Raw genomic sequence first — 18,577 nt, forward strand, 5'->3', positions numbered from 1 at the left:
AGGGCTTTACACTCCTTGTGTAAAAAAAATATTGATTAATTTAATTATGAACTTAAATATTCTCGAAAATAATCAAAAAAATCTTAAATTTGCTGATCAATTTTGGCATAATTTTCGTAATAGTAATCAGACTATAAAAAAGGTAGTTTATGAGCAAAAAGAATCTATTAATGAAACCGATTTTGATGTGGTAATTTGTGGAGGTACTTTAGGCATATTTTTAGCTACAACCCTTAGAAAAAAAGGCTATAAAGTAGCAGTCATTGAAAAGGGAATATTACAAGGTAGAGAACAAGAATGGAATATTTCGCGAGATGAATTAAATTGTTTAGTAGAGTTAGATTTGCTTAATGAAAAAGAGTTAGAGGAAATAATATTTACGGAATATAATCCTGCGAGGGTTAGTTTCTATCAGGGTTATGAATTATGGATAAATGATGTTTTAAATATTGGTGTTAGTCCTAAATTATTACTAGCAAAAGTAAAGAATAAATTTTTACAATTAGGCGGTTTTTTATTAGAAAAAACGTCTTTTATTTCTGCAAATATTTTTGATAATGGCGTAAAAATAGAGTTAGATAATCAAGTCATAATTAGCCGATTATTAATCGATGCCATGGGGCATTTTTCACCCATTGCCAAACAGGCAAGGGAAGGGCAACAAGCGGAGGGGGTTTGTTTGGTGGTGGGTAGTTGTGGTGATGGATTTGAAAAAAATGATACGGGAGATTTAATTGCAACGATTTCCCCTATCCAAAATCGTTGTCAATATTTTTGGGAGGCTTTTCCTGCAAAAGATGGACGCACTACCTATTTATTTACCTATGTGGATGCCCACCCCGATAGAATTAGTTTGACGGATTTAACCCAAGAATATCTTAGATTATTACCAGAATATCAGAATGTGGACTTAGGGGCGATCGCCTTTAAACGATTTCTATTCGGGTTTTTCCCTTCCTACAATAATAGCCCCCTGAAAATGCCATGGTCAAGAATATTAGCCATCGGAGACAGTAGCGGTAGTCAATCCCCCGTGAGTTTTGGCGGTTTTGGAAGCATGATGCGTCATCTTCCCCGCCTGAATGAAGCCATCAACGAAGCCCTAAAAACCGAAAGTTTAAGCCCAAAAGACTTACATCTAATTCAACCCTATCAACCCAACATATCCGTTACTTGGTTATTCCAAAAAACCATGAGCGTGGGTATTGATAAAACCTATTCCCCCAATCAAATCAACGATTTAATGAGTGGAGTATTCAAAGTGATGGATAAAATGGGTGATGATGTTTTAAAACCATTTTTACAAGACGTAGTAAAATTTTCAGGATTAGCCAAAACCTTACCCCTCGTTAATCCCCTTCTGGTTTTACCCCTTTTACCCCAAGTGGGTTTACCCGTTTTCGCCGATTGGTTTAAACATTTTACTAACCTAGGGCTTTTTACAGGTTTATATCCCCTTGGTAATTCCCTAAAATTCATGGAATTAAAAATGGATGAGCAACAAAAATACTATTACCATCGTTACCTAGATATGTGGAAATATGGGGCAGGAAAGGATAACTAAAGTGGGGTAAATAACTCTTAACCCCTCTAAAACATACTTACTATTTATATGAAAGTGCGATCAGTTAAGATTTCATAACCAGTGTCGGTAACCAACACAGTATGTTCAAATTGGGCCGATAACTGATTATCCTTTGTCACCACCGTCCAGCGATCGCCCATTAATCTGGTATACTTAGATCCAGCGTTAATGATAGGTTCAATAGCCAGAGTCATCCCTGCTTTTAACTGCACATTCGGTAAATCATCAGTGCGCACATTAAACACCGAAGGCTCTTCATGAAGTTTTCGCCCTACCCCATGGCCTACAAAATTCTCCACCACCGTATAACCGTGGGCTTCTACATAATCTTGCACCGCCTCAGCAATGTCCATTAAATAATTACCAGCTTTTACCTGCTCAATGCCCTTATACATAGCAGTTTCCGCCACTTCCAACAGTTTACGGGTACTACGCTTTACCTTACCCACCGGAAAAGTAACACAAGAATCCCCGTGAAAACCATCATAAAAAGCCCCCGTATCAACCTTCACAATATCTCCCATCTTGATTACCTTCTTCGGGTTAGGGATACCATGGACAACCTCTTCATTGATACAAGCACAAATGGAAGCAGGAAAACCATGATAACCCTTAAAACTCGGAATCGCCCCCATTTCCCTAATGCGTTTTTCTGCATACTCATCTAAATCCGCCGTCGTCATTCCTGCCTGAGTAATTTCTTCAACTTCCTTTAATACCATTGCCACAATTTTGGCAGATTGTCGCATAATTGCAATTTCCGCTTCATTTTTAATTTGAATACCCTTACCTGTTTTTTCCATGGGGGGTAATCCTTTGGTTTTGGGCTTGGCAAAAAGTAAATTTTTTAAAATTCTCATCATGGTATTGCTGAATTTAAATATGATTTTTGGTTTAGGTGAGCAATAATTTTAATCAAAAATACAAAAGATTAAGTTGTAAAAAGACTTCATTCTCAATGCTCAATTATCCATTACCTAAAGATATTTTTTGAGTATAGGTAATAACTTTTGTTTCGTTGCCTCTGGGGCTTTATCTAGGGGAGTAAAAATAGAAGTTTTGAGGGCAGAATGGGCTTCGGATTCAAAGGGATTCGCTGTGACTAACTTCACCGTTTCCCTAATGATTTTTTGGGCATTAGCGGCATTTTGATGTAAGTTATTAATCACTGTTTCCACAGTAACATGGTCATGGTCTGGATTCCAACAGTCATAGTCAGTGACAAGGGCAAGGGTAGCGTAAGCAATTTCTGCTTCTCTGGCCAGTTTTGCTTCGGTTAAATTGGTCATACCAATAATACTCGCCCCCCAACTACGATACAAATTTGATTCGGCAATGGTAGAAAAAGCAGGTCCTTCCATACATACATAAGTACCACCTTGATGGAGGTCAACATCAGGAAAATTGAGTTTTTTAATGGCTTGGGCGAGGGTATCTCCTAATTTTTTACAGACGGGATTCCCAAAACCAATGTGGGCGACAATGCCTTCTCCGAAAAAAGTGGCAGTACGTTGGGAAGTGCGATCGATAAATTGGTCAGGTATTACAAAATCAAGGGGTTTTATTTCTGCTTGTAATGAGCCAACAGCGGAAGCGGAGATAATATAATCAACTCCTAATTGTTTCATGGCATGAATATTTGCCCGAAAAGGTAACTCGGTAGGTAGTAGATGATGATTTCTACCATGACGAGCTAAAAAGGCTACTCTAGTACCGTCTAATGTACCGATGATGATATTGTCAGACGGTTTACCAAAAGGAGTGTCTAAACTAACTTCTGTAACGTCTTCGAGGGCTTCCATTTTATATAAACCACTACCGCCAATAATACCAATTTTGACTATTTCCATTTACTATTAAATTTTGAGGATCTAAGGTTATATTCTACAAGAATTTTTGCTTAATCCTAATAGTCACTGACAAAAGTATTAAAACAACGACTCAATTCCTCCAAAATTAGCAGCAAAAGTAAACTACAATCTATTTCACTAAGTGAAAAGTTCTTAAGCTAGACGACGTACTGCTAACATAGTAAGGTCATCAAATTGATCTGCTTCTCCTATATGTTTAATGACTGTGTCTTTAATGGTATTGACTAATATTTCCACGGATTCATAGGGTTTATCTAGCAAATCCTCTAGTCTCTTAGTGCGAAAGAATTCTTTATCAATGGTACGGGCATCGGTTACACCATCAGTATTACCGAAAAGAGTATCTCCAACCTCTAAATAAAATTGTTTAAAATTAAATTTCATTCCTGGCATCATCCCTACTGCCGGGCCAGTAGATTTTAGTAGTAGTTTAGTTTTACCCTCACTATTTTTAACATAGAGGGACTCATGACCACCATTAATATAGGTTATTAAGCCATTTTCAGGATTCAAAATACCTACAAACATGGTAGCAAACATTCCCAAGTCTCCGTGGTTGTTAGCAATATAGTTATTAGTAATACTCACGGCTTGAAGAGCGTTAAGATGAATGAGGTTAATATCATCGTCTTCTCCTATCCATGATGTTTCTAAGGGTTGATGAGTAGCTAAAATATTTCTTGCTTCTCCTTCGAGGCGATGTTGATGGGTAAAAATGCGAATTAAGCTACGGAAAAGTCCCATAAATAGAGCTGCCCCAACTCCTTTATCGCAGACATCAGCTAAAACTAAAACGGTATTACCGTTGGGTAAGGTAAAAGTATCATAAAAATCTCCTGCTACTTGCCGGGCTGGTTTAAAGAAGGTGGCTATCTCCCAGTTGGTTATTTTTAGAGGTTGGGAGGGTAAAAAGTTAAGTTGCACTTCCCTACCTTTCTCCAATTCTTTGTTTAATTTCTCTAAGTATTGAATTTCTCTATCGCGCAGGTTCTTTTTTTCCAAGGATGCTTCTATCCTAGCACGTAATAAAACTTTGTTGAAGGGTTTGGGTAGATAGTCTTCGGCACCTATTTCAATGCAGCGAATGACGTTATCCATTTCATCAAGGGCAGAAATCATGATGACGGGGATATATTTTTTTTGAGGATCTTGTTTGAGGGTTTCTAAGACTTGATAACCGTCTATTTCGGGCATTAATAAATCAAGTAGAATGAGGTCATACTCTTTTTGGGCAATCATTTCTAGGGCTTGTTTACCGTTTATGGCGGTACTAACAGCATAACCTTCTCTGGTCAATTGACTGTATAGTAATTCTCGGTTGTTTTCGTTGTCGTCAACGGCGAGAATATGCCCTGTAATAGGTTGTTTTTTTGCTATCTTTACTATTTTTGGGTGTCGGGTATCTACAAATTCTTGAATCGGAATATTACTGATGTCGTCAGGATTTTCCACTGGAATAATAAACTCAAACCTTTCCAAGTCAATTAAAAAGTTTTTTAGACGGATGGATGATTTATAGATCCTTTCTAAGTCTTTGGCAAAGTCTTCTTTATTGTTGTTTTCGTCAGCTTTTATCAGTTCACAGCTGTTTTCAATAATAGCAATTAAGGGATCTGTATTTGCTCTAAGTAGAGACATTTTTTGAGAAAAATCTTCTTTTGTAAAGGATTGATTTTCCTGTTTTAATAGTTGGTTGATAATGGATAAAATTTCCTTTCCATTTCTTTGAATTATGCTTAGTTGCTTTATTATTGGTTGATTAAGAGTAATCTCTTGTTCTTCTTCTAACTCGCTCAAATCTTCGAGCAACATTTCGCTATATCCTAAAATGGCATTAATAGGGGTTCTTAAATCATGACGAAGATTAGCAATAATGGAAGGATTAAGTTCAGTAATTTCTTTAATATGTTTAGATATTTTACTCATTTTTTTGTCACAATTTTAAGCTGTTATTCTAATCTAAAAAAGCCTTGATTTTACTCAATAAACGGGGTAGTTCAATGGGTTTTGTATCATAATCATCACACCCTGCTTTCATCGCTCTTTCATAGTCTCCTGCCATGGCATGGGCAGTCAGAGCAATGATGGGAGTCATTTTCGTTTCCTCTTTTTGCTTGAGATGCTCTGTGGCTGTCCAGCCGTCCATCACAGGCAAACTCATATCCATGAGGATTAGGTCTGGTTTTTCTGAAATAGCTTTTGCGATCCCCTCTCCTCCATCTACAGCAATAATAATCTCATAGCCTTTGCGTTTAAGACGACGGGAAAGCATATCTCTATTCATTTCATTATCTTCAACTAATAGAATTTTGTGCATAAATTTTATTAAATAGGTTGTAAAAAAAAATTAATGTTATGTAATATTTGAGATGTTAATTGGTAGTGACATGACTGATTAAACGACGCATTTCCTTAAGTAAAACTTGGCGGTCATAATCACCTTTTTGAATAATATCTTGTACGTGAGAATTAAGCTTTTGGCGATCTTCATCATCAAGATCTTTTGCCGTAACAATTATAACAGGTATATCATTCCACGCTGGATTTTCACGTAAAATATTAATAAATTGAAATCCATCGATTTTTGGCATCATCAAGTCTAATAAGATTAACTTTGGAATTTGTGATTTTATTTTTTTTATACCATCTTCACCATCTTCAGCTTCTATGACTTGCCAATCTTCTTTCTCTAGTAAACGACGCATCATTCTTCTTGTGCCTTCATCGTCGTCCACAACCATAACTATATTTTCGGAGGAAGACTGATATTTATTGAGAATATTTTTAAGTTTGACCTGATTCAAAGGTTTAGTAATATAGTCTGTCGCTCCCAAGGTATAACCTATGCTGCGATCGCTAACAATTGTAGCCATAATCACGGGTATATGAGTCAACTCAGGATCAGCTTTTAATTCTGTTAAAACAGACCAGCCATCCATTTTGGGCATAATCACATCTAAAATAATCACATCAGGCATCAATTCTCTAGCTAACTCTAAGCCCCGTTCAGGATCTATAGTTGCAGTAATGGTAAAGTTTTCATTCTTGAGATAACCCTGAATCACATCGTGGGTAGTAACATCATCATCAATAATTAAGATATGTTTATAATGTTCGTTCCCCTCTACAGATTGATTAATAATTTCCTCCACATTTACCTCAGACTTTTTAATATCTTGAACCACTGCAGGTAAGTGAATAGTAAAAGTCGTTCCTACTCCTTCTTCACTGTCCAAATCAATATATCCTCCCATCATTTCACAGAATTTTTTAGTAATAGTTAATCCTAAACCCGTGCCACCATATTTTCTCGTCGTAGAAGCATCAGCCTGAGAAAAGGCGTCAAATAACTTAGCTTGTTGCTTAGGGGTCATACCAATACCAGTATCCTTAACTTCAAAGAAAATCCAATCTTGCCCCTCTATTTGATATTTATTAATGGTCATGGTTATTACTCCATGGTCAGTAAACTTACTGGCATTACTCAATAAATTGAACATATTTTGACGAATTTTAGTCACATCACCCACCATAGAACCCAAATCATCAGGATAATTGACTTCAAGGGTATTATTATTTTTTTCAATCAAAGGCTGAATCGTCAACATAATATCCGCAATAACAGAAGATACTTTAAACTCTTCAAGGTAAAGCTCCATCTTTCCTGCCTCAATCTTGGAAATATCTAAAATATCATTGATTAAGCCCAACAGATGTTTTCCTGCTCCCTGAATCTTCTTTAAATCCTCCACAAAATCATCTTCTTCCATCTCTTCTGCTTCCTCTTGCAAAAGTTCTCCATAACCAATAATGGCATTGAGAGGGGTACGTAACTCATGGCTCATATTGGCCAGAAAAGAGCTTTTTGCCTGATTGGCTTCCTCTGCTAACTCCTTCGCCTCTTCTAGTTCTTGGGTACGCTCTTTGACCCTAATTTCTAACTCTTCGTTGGTTTTTGCTAAAGAATCAAAAGAGTCTCTTAATTTTTCAGCCATCTGATTGAATAAATAACCCAAATGACCTAATTCATCACGACGGTTAATACTCATTTGATACTTTAAATTTCCTTGGGCGACAGTTTCTGTCGCGTACATTAAATCATTAATCGGTTTTTCAATATCATTCCGAATTAAAGAAGAAATGATCAAAATGATTACTGTCAGAGATAATATACCAACCAAAATTAAAGTTCTAGTGACAATAAAGACTTGATTACCAACCCAAGATTCTGGTACGACCGTTACCCAGTACCAATCAGGACCTTCTATTTGGCTAACAATATAATATTCCTTGTTAGTTTGATTATGGATTTTAACAGTGCCATTAATTTTTTGATCAGGATCAATTTCATCCATTAATTTCAGGAAAAAATCTAAATCATAGGTATTACCAATACTATCTAATTCCGCTTCAGTAACATTATCTCGACTTTCCGCTTCTTGAATCCTTTCTAGTAGTTGAGGATGAACAATTAATCTTGCTTTTTGGTCAAAAATAACATTATAAGTACCTTCTATAGCATCATTAATGGTTCTTTCTTGTAATTCCCCAATTAAAATATCATGACCGATATTACCAACTTGTTCACCTTGAGCGTTATCGATAGGAGTAACACTGGAAACCATCCAGTCAGCTTGAGTTGCATCATAATAAATTCTTGTCCAAGCAGTTTCTCTTTCGGGGTTATTTTCTGGAGTACTAATTTGAAAAGATTCGTCTGTGGTGATAATTTTTTCAGCTTCTGCTTCCTCAGTCCAAGGATAATTAGGCATATAAATAACAATGCCATTTTCGGGAATGTGAATATAAGTATTTACAAAAGTTTTTTGCCATGCTAAACCATACGATCGCACATTATCAAAAAATTTAACAACTCTATCTCTCATCTCCTCATCAATATCAACATTGGTACCCAAAAACACTCCAGGGGTATCTAATGTATTTAGAGGAAGAACATTTCTGATGGTACCGTCTTCTCTTCTTTCGACTATTTCATCGAAAAGTTGGAGATTATCAGGGTTAATTGTGTTGATCTCTTGAATCAGTCTATCTTTTAATATTTGATTATTTTTTTCTGCTTCAATAAAAATTTGACTTTCTCTTTGAACTACAATGTCCGTATTTCTGGTCACATAGCCAAGGATACTATCCCTAATCAGATGACGAAGATAAAAATATCCTATCCCATTAAAAATAAGTGTGATAGCTCCCACGCCAATGATTGTTTTAGTCATGGTAATTTGACCAAGGGAGCGATTAAACCTTTTCATAGCCGTACATTTTTTAGGAGTTTCTTCTTTTTTGAATTTCATCGATTTGAGTTAAAGAATGGGATATACAGTGATTGAAATAAATATCTAAAAGTTTTTCATCTACTGGGGGACAAGGTACTTGTAAGTATATTTCTTGTAAAGTTTGATTATCTTCAAATTCAAAAGAACCGAGGGATCTTTGTAAAAAATTCTCAAAATGAAGCAAACTAACAAAGGGAGTCAAAGAGTTATTTATTCCCGTTTTAACCATCTTTTCCAAAGTATCAACCCATTCTTGATGATCAACAATGGAAAATTGGTAGTTTTTCTTTTTTAACCACTGCAAAATATCGGAGAAATAGGCTGGTTTCGGATTAACAATATTAAATGTTTGATTAAAAAATGATGATTCTTTAGATAGGTGTACTATCATTCGACTCACATAATCAACAGGAACTAAATTAACGATCGCATTTACTCGGGGGAATAAATTTAATTGTAAACAACCTTGGAACATTCGGGGTATAAATTCTGTAACAATGTTAGGATCCGACTCACGATGATTAATGATATTACTAGGACGAAAGACTGTTACTGGCAATCCTCTTTTTTGGGCTTGTTGCAATAATTCTTCAGCTACATATTTCGTTTGAGCATATCCCCCACACAGATCATCCCCGTCTGGCTGTTGATTGAAGGATATTTTCCTGATGTCGTGGGAAGAAAAAACATCGGTGGTAGAGATATAAAAAATAGGTTTTGGGTGATATTGACAAGCTAACTTAATAATTTCTTTGGTACTCTCGATGTTTGCACCTCTCATGGAAGAATATGGATAAACAATATTTACCCAAGCACCGCAATGATAAATTAGGTCAATATTTTGACCAAGAAACTTTACTTGTTGGTCAGTTAAACCCAAAGATGTTTTGGCCAAGTCACCCACTAGGGGGATAATTCTGGATTGCCAAGAAAGTTGCCAAAGATCATTTTTTTCTAGTTTGGCTTGAATTCTTTGTAAGGCTTGTTCTTGGTCTTTTGCCCTAACCAGACAATAGATTTGATAGTTGGTATTGTTCAGTAAGTCTGCTAATAAGTAAGAACCTAGTAAGCCTGTGGCTCCAGTGAGAAGGGCGTTATGGTAGGTTTTGGAATAGTTAAAGGGAGTTTGGGGATAAATATCGTCTGGAAGGATTGTATCTATTTCTAGGGTTTGATTTCTTTGTTCTGTTAAGGATAAGTCGTTTTTCTGTTCGATGTTTTTGCTCAAGCAGGAAATGGTTGAGCTTTCTAGGAATACTCCTAAAGAGATATTAGTATTAAATTCAGTGTTTATATCGTGGATAAGGGCGATCGCACTGAGAGAACTACCTCCTAAATCAAAAAAATCATCCTCAATGCCGATAGAGTCAATTTTTAAAACAGATTGCCACATCTGTACTAATTTCTCTTCGATACCATTGCGAGGAGCCGCATAGGTAGAATGTTGAGAATTATCCCAAAGTAAGTGACGCTCTGGGGTGGGTAATGCACGACGATTTATTTTACCGTTGAGAGTTTCGGGTAGTTTTTCTAGAACCATAAATCCTCCTGGCACCTCATGGGGAGGAAGTTTTTGAGTTAAATATTCACGAATATCTGTCAAAGTTTCTTTGCGATCGCTGGTTTCTTTTAAAGTCAGGTAAGCAATTAATCTTTGGTCATCATCGGTAAAATGATGTAGTGTTACCGCTGATCTTTCTACAAGGGGATACTTGGTCAATACAGCTTCAATTTCTCCCAATTCAACCCTAAAACCCCTAAATTTAACTAGCTGATCCTGTCGTCCGACAAATTTCAACTGTCCATCATGTAAATAAACTGCTAAGTCCCCTGTTTTATACATTTTTGATGTACTATCTTCCTCAAAGGGATTGCTTAAATATCTCTCGGCCGTCAAATCGGGGCGATGACGGTATCCGCGAGTAATTCCTGCCCCTGCTAAATAAATCTCACCAATAATGCCTTTTTCGACGGGTTGTAAGTTGCTATCAAGTAAGTGGGCTTGGGTTTGACTAATAGGTTTTCCAATGGGAGGAACATCATCAAAACCTTTCGGAATGAGGGAGACGGTAGAATATGTCGTATCCTCAGAAGGTCCATAGAGATTATAAACTTTTTCTACATGATCAAATTTATAAACTTCCTGAACAATATTATTAGTAAGGGCTTCCCCTGCTAAGTTAACGGTTTTTACGGAGTCAGGAATACCTTTAATTTTAGTTAAAGAGGCGATCGCACTAGGTACGGTATCAATGAGGGTAACTTTATTTCTATGGGGAGAATCAGGCAGATGAAGAATATTATCCACCAAAATAACGGTACCCCCCACGCTCAAAGGTACAAAGATTTCAAATACTGATAAATCAAAACAAACAGAAGTAGAGGCCAATACCCCTGCTAATTCTTCAGAGCTAAAAAAGGCGATCGCCCATTGGATAAATGCGATCGTATTGCGGTGTTCAATTTCTACTCCTTTGGGGATACCCGTAGAACCTGAAGTATAAATAACATAGGCTAAATTATGCTCCAAGGACCTAGGAGAAGGATTCTCTACAGAAAAAGAGGAAAAATTATCTTCATCCCCATTCACTAAATGAACCCCATCCCCTGAGAATAAATGGGTAAAGGCATTTTCTGTAATAATGGCCGACAACCCAGAATCCTCCACCATAAACCTTAAACGATCTTGAGGATAATAGGGGTCAAGGGGAACATACCCCGCCCCTGCTTTAAAAATAGCCCATAGGGAGATAATTAAACTGGCTTTCCTCTCCAAACATACCCCCACCAACATATCCTCTTGAGAACCAATACCCAAAGTTCTCAAATAATGGGCTAACTGATTAGACTTTATATTTAACTGCTCATAGGTTAACTGCTCATCATGGGTCAAAAGTGCTATTTTCTGGGGGTATTGGCACACAATTTCTTGAAAAAAATCTTGAATCCTTTGATTAACAGCCATTATGAAAAAAGTATTGTTTTTAATAGGTTACACTTAATCCCTGTGATGATACACAGTTAAAGTGTTAATATTTTGTTGAGCAACCCTCTGATAAGAAAAATCATCCACCCCATCAAAGGCGAGAAAAATTCCTAAACCACCTATTTTGCGTTCTTCTATGGGTTTTTGCACTACCTCCATTTCCGCATCTATTTTATTGGTGGGATTAAAAGGAATACCATTATCTTTAATGGTAATTATCAAAGAATCTTGAGAAATATTTGATTCTAATGATATATCTTTTTTGTCGTCATGATCATCGGCATAAGCATAATTAGCAATATTGGTCGCTAACTCATCTACCGCTAATCGTAACTTATACATAGATTTTTTGTCTAACCCTGCCATTTTTGCAACTTTCATGACATATTCTGCAATGGGTTTGAGGGAATCTAAGTGAGCGGGAACGGTTAATGTTTCGATCATGACTTTTATAGAAGTAGAGATGGTTTTTTTACTGCAAACTCCGTTACTTTACAAATCTCATTAAATAGGGATAAACAAGAACCTAAAGCCGAAAACCTATTTATATTAAGAGTTGTTCTGTCCAACCCGCATTAACTATTGTCAGTAACTGTTAAAACCATAGAGAAAGTAGGATTAAAAATCTTTCTTTCCCCATGGATAATAATAGCAAATCCGGTGGATAAAGTTGATCATCTTCCACTGTCTAATGAATAAGGGCTGATGGTTCAATAAATTGAACTTTTACTTTAATTTACGGATTTCGTATAAATTAATTATGCAAAGGTTTCCTGAATAATTAAACTGTGATGTAAACCCGTTTTTTCGATGGTTTCGGTGATCATTTCATCGGCACCAACTACATAAACATCAACTCCGGCTCCCATTTTTTGCTTAGAAAAAACTAAGACTCGTAAACCTGCACTGGCCATGAATTCTAAATCATTCATCACAAGCACTAATTTTTTGGGTTCGGAGGCGGCAGCTTCTTCAATTTTGGTTTTAAAATCACTAGCATTGCTACCATCTAATTCTCCCACGAGGGTAATTTTTGCTACATCATTATCAATAGTTAAAGTCAAATCTAAAGCCATGGGTTAAAACTCCTGTAGTTATTATTAAAATTTGGTTGATTTTGGGTCACAGAGGGTGGTTTGTCAATTATTTGCCCACAAGAATCACCGTGGAACGATCGCCCACAAGCATACCGTATTGATCCTGTAATACAGGTTCAGAACCGGGAGTCCAACTATCTTCGGGGGAAGGCATCGCCGTATTAGCAAATACGTGCCATTGAAGTCCTGGAGGAAGTTGGGGAATCTCGAACCAGAGGGCATCCCAATAAACGTTCATGGCAACATAGATGTAATTATCCTCTACGGTGCCACCTTTAGCGTGTTTACCACACAACATAAAGGCGAGGGCTTTGGCATCCTCCGACCAATCGGCGTTCCATGCCTGGGTACCATGCCAAGAAATATCGGCATAGCCACTACCCATATAGTCACGGTTTTGGAAATGCCAAGTATTTCTCAAGACGGGATGGGCTTTACGGAAATTGATACAGTTTTTGGCAAACTGAAAAATATCGTCATTTTTCTTTAGTAAATCCCAATTAACCCAGTTTAACTCGTTGTCGTGACAATAGGTATTATTGTTACCGTATTTGGTGCGTCCCATTTCATCCCCCATCAATATCATGGGTACTCCTTGGGATACCATCAACAGGGCGATCGCATTTTTGATTTGGCGATGACGAAGGGCGTTAATATATTCGTTGTCAGTTTCCCCTTCCCAACCACAGTTCCAACTATCATTATCATTACTACCATCATTATTATTTTCCCCGTTAGCTTCGTTGTGCTTCCCGTTATAGGAAACCATGTCCATAAGGGTAAAACCATCATGGGCAGTGATAAAGTTGATAGAAGTAGCAGGCGCCCGACCAGCCCCCGCATAGAGGTCTGGAGAACCCTGTAACCGTTGAGCCATTTCCCCTACAGTAGTATCACCTTTGATAAACTTACGAATGGTATCTCGATATTTCCCGTTCCACTCTCCCCATCTTCCATAGGCAGGGAATGAGCCCACTTGATATAAACCTCCTGCGTCCCAAGCCTCGGCAATCAATTTGCATTTTGCCAGAATGGGGTCAAAGGCAAGGGTTTCAAGGAGGGGAGGATTTGCCAAAGGGGCGCCCCAAGGATCTCTACCTAAAATAGAGGCAAGGTCAAATCTAAACCCGTCAATATGATACTCTGAAGCCCAATAACGGAGACAGTCGAGGACGATACCACGGACGATGGGGTTATTACAGTTAAGGGTATTACCGCAACCGCTAAAGTTATAATAGTAGCCTTCAGGGGTGAGCATGTAATAGGTTTTGTTATCAATGCCTCGGAAGGAGATAGTCGGGCCCCTTTCGTTGCCTTCAGCAGTGTGGTTAAAGACCACGTCAAGGATTACTTCCATGTCATTTTTATGAAATTCTTTGACTAGGGCTTTGAGTTCGTCCACTTGCATGCCGAATTTACCCGTAGCGGCATACCCCGCCTTGGGAGCAAAAAAGCCTACGGTACTATAACCCCAGTAGTTATAGAGGGTTTCCCCTGTGGTGGGGCTAGGACGACTATTTTCAAATTCATCAAATTCATACACAGGCATCAGTTCGATGGCATTTACTCCCAATTCTTTGAGGTAGGGAATTTTATCCCGAATTCCAGCAAAAGTGCCTCTATGGCTTTCTTTCAACCCTGAAGATTCATGTTTGGTAAAGCTACGGACGTGCATTTCATAGATAATTTGATCCTCTGGGGCAATTTCTAAGGGGCGATCGTCTTCCCAGTCAAAATCATCAAAGGCTATGCGCGCTCGGTGATGGTATATATCATCCCAGTCAGGGGGAGTACCCCACACATCCCGTCCGCCAATAATTTTGGCATAGGGATCTAGTAATATTTTACTTTCATCAAACCATTGACCTTCTTGGAAACTATTCGGTCCATCCATACGGTAGCCATACTCAATGTCTTCATAGTCGAGATCAAAGACAATCATCGAGTAAACATTGCCTATTCTAAACTCATCGGGAAAGGGTATCTCTCCAAAGGGTTTTGGGGCGTGTTTTTCAAATAAAACCAAAGTGCAGGAGGTGGCATGACTAGAGAAAATAGAAAAATTTACTCCCCCCGGTACAAAGGTTGCTCCAAAAGGAGCGGGATTTCCTCTTCTTAGTTTAAATTGCCCATGGGTATGGGTTGGGTGGACATCAATTCTTTGCATTTTTGTTTTTGTTATTAATTTTTGCTATGGGGATAATTTTGAGTAAATCATCAACCTTCTAGTTGTTTTTTGGCATCATCAATGGAATCACTGACAGTGAAAAAGTCGAGGAATCCCGTGACAGACATAGTGTCTTTGATGTCTTCTGATAGTCCTACCAAAACTAATTTTGCTTCTTTGGCGGTAGCCTGTCGGTGGGTAGAAAGTAAAATCCTCAATCCTGCACTGGACATATACTCCACCTCTGTCATGTCAAGGATGATTTTGGCATTTTCGGTAACCAAAGGAACTATGGTTTCTGTGACTTCGGAGGCGACGGAGGAATCAATATCTCCCTTTATAGTGGCTATTTGTAGATTATCTTTTTGGGTAATATTTATTTCCATTATGCTGGGTCTAATAGTTTGTTGGACAAGAAAGATTTTTGATAATAAGAAAAAATGACAGGCAAAATACCTGTCATCAAAATCATTTATGCGGGGGCTATGGTTACTTTTACTTTGACTCGGCTATCAGTTTTGGGTAATTTTACCGTCAAGGCATCGGCATCAAAGTTGTTATAGGGTTCACCATCAATTTCTACTTTGGCAATTTTGATACTACCCGGGGGAAGAATGTCAGGGGATACTCTGAGAATATCGTCTTCAAATCCCCCAGGGATAGGTTTAAAGTAGAAGTCCATAGGTTGTTTAACTACCAAAAGATTGGTATAAACGGCGGCGAGGTAGCACAATTCAAAGGAGTGATAACCACTCATGGAGTGACTTCCTTTGCCTCTTTCGTTACCCCCTGCGAGGAAGGGGATACCGTTGGCAAGAACGTTGAAATATACCCCACCGTCTTCTAAATCTAGGAACCACGCATTATAAAAGGCGGAAGATTCACGAGCAAGGCGGTGATAGTCTTGATCATCTAGTACCCCTGCAAGGATGAAGTAGGCGAGGATCATTTGTTCTTGTTGCCACCAAGGTTTGCGATCATGCCATACGTAACGATGGTATTTTTCTCCTTCGGGTACTATTCTTTCTACTACATCATAGCATCCACCCCGCTGGCGATCGCTCCCATGCTCATTCATCAAGTCGGCAATTTTCTTAGCAAGTTCTACATATTCATCTTTTGACTTGAGACTTTGCATCCGCATCAAGTTCCATGCAATTTTGTAGTTATGCCCTACAACTCCTCTGTCCTGTTGCCATCCCCAAGTTTTGTCGGGAGTCCAATCTTGATAAAATTTCTCCTGTACAAAGGGGCTATTTTCAAAATCAGGGAAGTATTTTGTGATGGTATCGAAGGTGTCTTCGAGCATATCTGCATACTCTTGTTTGCCCGTTGCGAGCCAGAGATTGATAAGATAGGCAGGAGCGTGATCCCCCACGGAGTTCCAGTTTTTCCGTCCCTTATTGCGTCCTAGGGTGTCACTGAGGGGATCTAACATGATGGGGTCTAGGTGGGAAAAGTAACTGCCATGTTCCCCTTTATCAAGGAAAAATTCGTTAAACAGTTTGATGGTTTTTTCCGTGTCATCCATGATGCGGGGATCCCCCGTACAACGGTAGGTTTGGATGGGTCCTGCTAGGGCATAGATTTGCTCATAGGCAGGGATTGCGTCGTAATCATCACCAAATTCTGAGGCGAAAATTTTCTCTTCGCGATCGCCATTAACATCAATACCATGATACCAATAAACAATCCCTTCATCGAGATCCTCAAATTTCATATGTTCCCGCAAATATTCAGTACCCCTTTCGGCTGCTTTGAGAAAGCTATCATTCCCCGTCATCATAAAAGCGGTAGCAAAACCATATACCAAGCGGGAGATAGTATCAGTTTCTTGACGGAAACTGGTTTCTGACTGAATCCCACTAATGGAAAGAGAAGTTCTATAATTACGATAATTAAATTCTCCTTCCCCAAATTGAGCCTTAAGATAAAACTTACCCAAAGCATTGATTTGGTTTACCCACCAATTTTGTTTCTCAAAGACAAAATCATTTTTCTTGCGTCCAGCAAAAACGATTTGTTTAGCATCAAAATACTCACTATCAGGATAAAAAACACCGTAAACAAACAAAAAGCGCCCAACCTCTAACATTGAACGCATATTACCAGTGGCATCAGGATAGGCCTCATCAAAATTTTGAATTAATTTTGCATAAGCCATGGCACTGATTTTCACTTTAAATTCTCTTTCATCAGAAGTTTTAAGGGTGAAAGAGTCATCGGAGGAATCATGGCTAGTAACATAGCCAGCGATTAAATCAGAGAAGGGAAAATTAATGGAAAGGGTCATTTTTTCGTTTTAGTTTCAGGTTGATAATTCTATGTTTAACTTAAAGTAAGGCTATCTCAAAATTAAGTTCATGGGATATTTTTTTGCAAATTTATTACTTGTCCATTTCTGCTAAAAAAGCGTCTAAAAATTGATCAACAACTCCCGGATGTTTTCCTGTAATTAAGTTGCCATCAATAACTAAATCAGCAGTAACATCTCCTTCATAGACCACATCACCCCCTGCATTTTCCACATCACAAATAATATTATGGGCGCAGGTGACTTTTTTACCTTTTAGTAAATCAGGATCTGCACAAAATAACCAAAGGCTATGGCAAATTGTTCCTAATTTAACCTGATTTTCATTTACAGCTTTTCTTAAAAATTCTACCGCTGGAGCTGTATTTTTTTGACCCTTTTTTACGCTTACTTGATAGCGTAATCGATCCATGGCATAAGCTCCGATGCAAATAACACCTTTATAGTCCGAAGGCTTAACATCATTAATTTCTGTGGTGACAGTGGCGTGAAATTCGATAACATCATTTTCAGGGTTAGAGCCAAATTTGAGAGACTCATTACCCCATAAATGAGAAATATATTCTACTTCATAACCATGCTCGGGGAAGAATTCATTAAAACGCTTATATTCAGTTGCGTCGAAATGTTCTTCTATAATTACACCAATTTTTCCTTTAGACATTTTTAGAAAATAGCTCTCTATGTTTACGGTTGAAAAGTATTATTGTTGGAATTCTAGTGAACTCCCATATTTTGAAGGGTAGAATTTAACAATTCTTAATCCTTTCTGAAAATCGTGGGAGTTTATTTATGCTAAAAATCTCCTTCTAGTAGCTCGATAAAAGTACCGTCAGGATCTTTAAAGCAAACAATTTTTACAGTAGTACCGGGCAGTAATTTAGGTTCCGAAATAAATTCAATACCCTGATTTTTTAAGTTTTGATAGTCAGCCTCAATATCAGTGGTTTTTAGACACATCCGAGCTATCCCTGTGTGATATAGATGGGGATATGGTTGTCCTGTGGGAGTAGGATTTTTAAATTCCAAAAGATCTATACGGGTTGCGCTAGGATTATTGCCTAGTCGGAGATGAACTCCTCTGATGTCTGCTACTTCCATACCAAAAGCTTGAGCCATCTCTTTACTTTCCATCCCTTCTCCAAAATCGAGAATTACTTGAAACCCTAATTTTTTATAGAAGTCCAAAGCACGCTCAAGGTTGCTACAGTTGATATTAAAGTGAAAAATTCTTTCTATCATATTGAGGGAGGGTGGTTGAGG

14 protein-coding genes are annotated in these 18,577 nt (G+C 37.9%); 1 reads left to right on the top strand and 13 read right to left on the bottom strand.

Annotated elements, in window-relative coordinates; genetic code table 11:
• Nucleotides 1-34 precede the first annotated feature (34 nt).
• On the top strand, nt 35-1,564 hold the full coding sequence (locus A5482_RS11420; RefSeq protein ID WP_069789871.1) for an NAD(P)/FAD-dependent oxidoreductase: 1,530 nt from the start codon (nt 35-37) through the stop codon (nt 1,562-1,564).
• A gap of 44 nt (nt 1,565-1,608) precedes the next feature.
• Here A5482_RS11420 and map read toward each other — a convergent pair whose 3' ends face one another.
• The 13 genes from map to A5482_RS11485 form a co-directional block, all read right to left on the bottom strand.
• The gene (map, locus tag A5482_RS11425; protein WP_069789867.1) at nt 1,609-2,445 is read right to left on the bottom strand and encodes a type I methionyl aminopeptidase; all 837 of its coding nucleotides are present in this window, start codon (nt 2,443-2,445) and stop codon (nt 1,609-1,611) included.
• A gap of 117 nt (nt 2,446-2,562) precedes the next feature.
• Nucleotides 2,563-3,435, bottom strand: a complete 873-nt coding sequence (locus A5482_RS11430; RefSeq protein WP_069789866.1) for an S-methyl-5'-thioadenosine phosphorylase — start codon at nt 3,433-3,435, stop codon at nt 2,563-2,565.
• Between the two features lie 153 nt (nt 3,436-3,588).
• Nucleotides 3,589-5,382, bottom strand: a complete 1,794-nt coding sequence (locus tag A5482_RS11435; protein ID WP_069789865.1) for a SpoIIE family protein phosphatase — start codon at nt 5,380-5,382, stop codon at nt 3,589-3,591.
• A 28-nt stretch (nt 5,383-5,410) separates the two neighbouring features.
• Nucleotides 5,411-5,773, bottom strand: a complete 363-nt coding sequence (locus A5482_RS11440) for a response regulator (protein WP_069789864.1) — start codon at nt 5,771-5,773, stop codon at nt 5,411-5,413.
• A gap of 55 nt (nt 5,774-5,828) precedes the next feature.
• Complete coding sequence (locus A5482_RS11445; RefSeq protein ID WP_242411899.1) at nt 5,829-8,768, bottom strand: response regulator; 2,940 nt, start codon at nt 8,766-8,768, stop codon at nt 5,829-5,831.
• Nucleotides 8,740-11,715 carry an amino acid adenylation domain-containing protein gene (locus A5482_RS11450; RefSeq protein WP_069789863.1) on the bottom strand — a complete coding sequence of 992 codons (2,976 nt, stop codon included), beginning with the start codon at nt 11,713-11,715 and terminating at the stop codon, nt 8,740-8,742. The genes A5482_RS11445 and A5482_RS11450 overlap by 29 nt, the downstream gene beginning before the upstream one ends.
• 33 nt (nt 11,716-11,748) lie before the next feature.
• A complete protein-coding gene (locus A5482_RS11455) occupies nt 11,749-12,180 on the bottom strand; it encodes an ATP-binding protein (RefSeq protein WP_069789862.1) in 432 nt (143 codons plus the stop codon).
• Between the two features lie 314 nt (nt 12,181-12,494).
• Complete coding sequence (locus A5482_RS11460) at nt 12,495-12,812, bottom strand: anti-sigma factor antagonist (RefSeq protein WP_069789861.1); 318 nt, start codon at nt 12,810-12,812, stop codon at nt 12,495-12,497.
• Between the two features lie 67 nt (nt 12,813-12,879).
• Nucleotides 12,880-15,000 (bottom strand): glycogen debranching protein GlgX, encoded by a 2,121-nt coding sequence (glgX, locus tag A5482_RS11465; protein ID WP_069789860.1) that lies wholly within the window; start codon nt 14,998-15,000, stop codon nt 12,880-12,882.
• A gap of 50 nt (nt 15,001-15,050) precedes the next feature.
• Complete coding sequence (locus tag A5482_RS11470; protein WP_069789859.1) at nt 15,051-15,386, bottom strand: STAS domain-containing protein; 336 nt, start codon at nt 15,384-15,386, stop codon at nt 15,051-15,053.
• An 86-nt stretch (nt 15,387-15,472) separates the two neighbouring features.
• Complete coding sequence (locus A5482_RS11475) at nt 15,473-17,293, bottom strand: AGE family epimerase/isomerase (RefSeq protein ID WP_069789858.1); 1,821 nt, start codon at nt 17,291-17,293, stop codon at nt 15,473-15,475.
• A gap of 94 nt (nt 17,294-17,387) precedes the next feature.
• Nucleotides 17,388-17,978 carry a DJ-1/PfpI family protein gene (locus tag A5482_RS11480; protein WP_069789857.1) on the bottom strand — a complete coding sequence of 197 codons (591 nt, stop codon included), beginning with the start codon at nt 17,976-17,978 and terminating at the stop codon, nt 17,388-17,390.
• Nucleotides 17,979-18,109: 131 nt separating this feature from the next.
• The gene (locus tag A5482_RS11485; protein ID WP_069789856.1) at nt 18,110-18,556 is read right to left on the bottom strand and encodes a VOC family protein; all 447 of its coding nucleotides are present in this window, start codon (nt 18,554-18,556) and stop codon (nt 18,110-18,112) included.
• Between the last annotated feature and the right edge of the window lie 21 nt (nt 18,557-18,577).

This window comes from Cyanobacterium sp. IPPAS B-1200 (assembly GCF_001747005.2).
Lineage (GTDB): Bacteria > Cyanobacteriota > Cyanobacteriia > Cyanobacteriales > Cyanobacteriaceae > Cyanobacterium.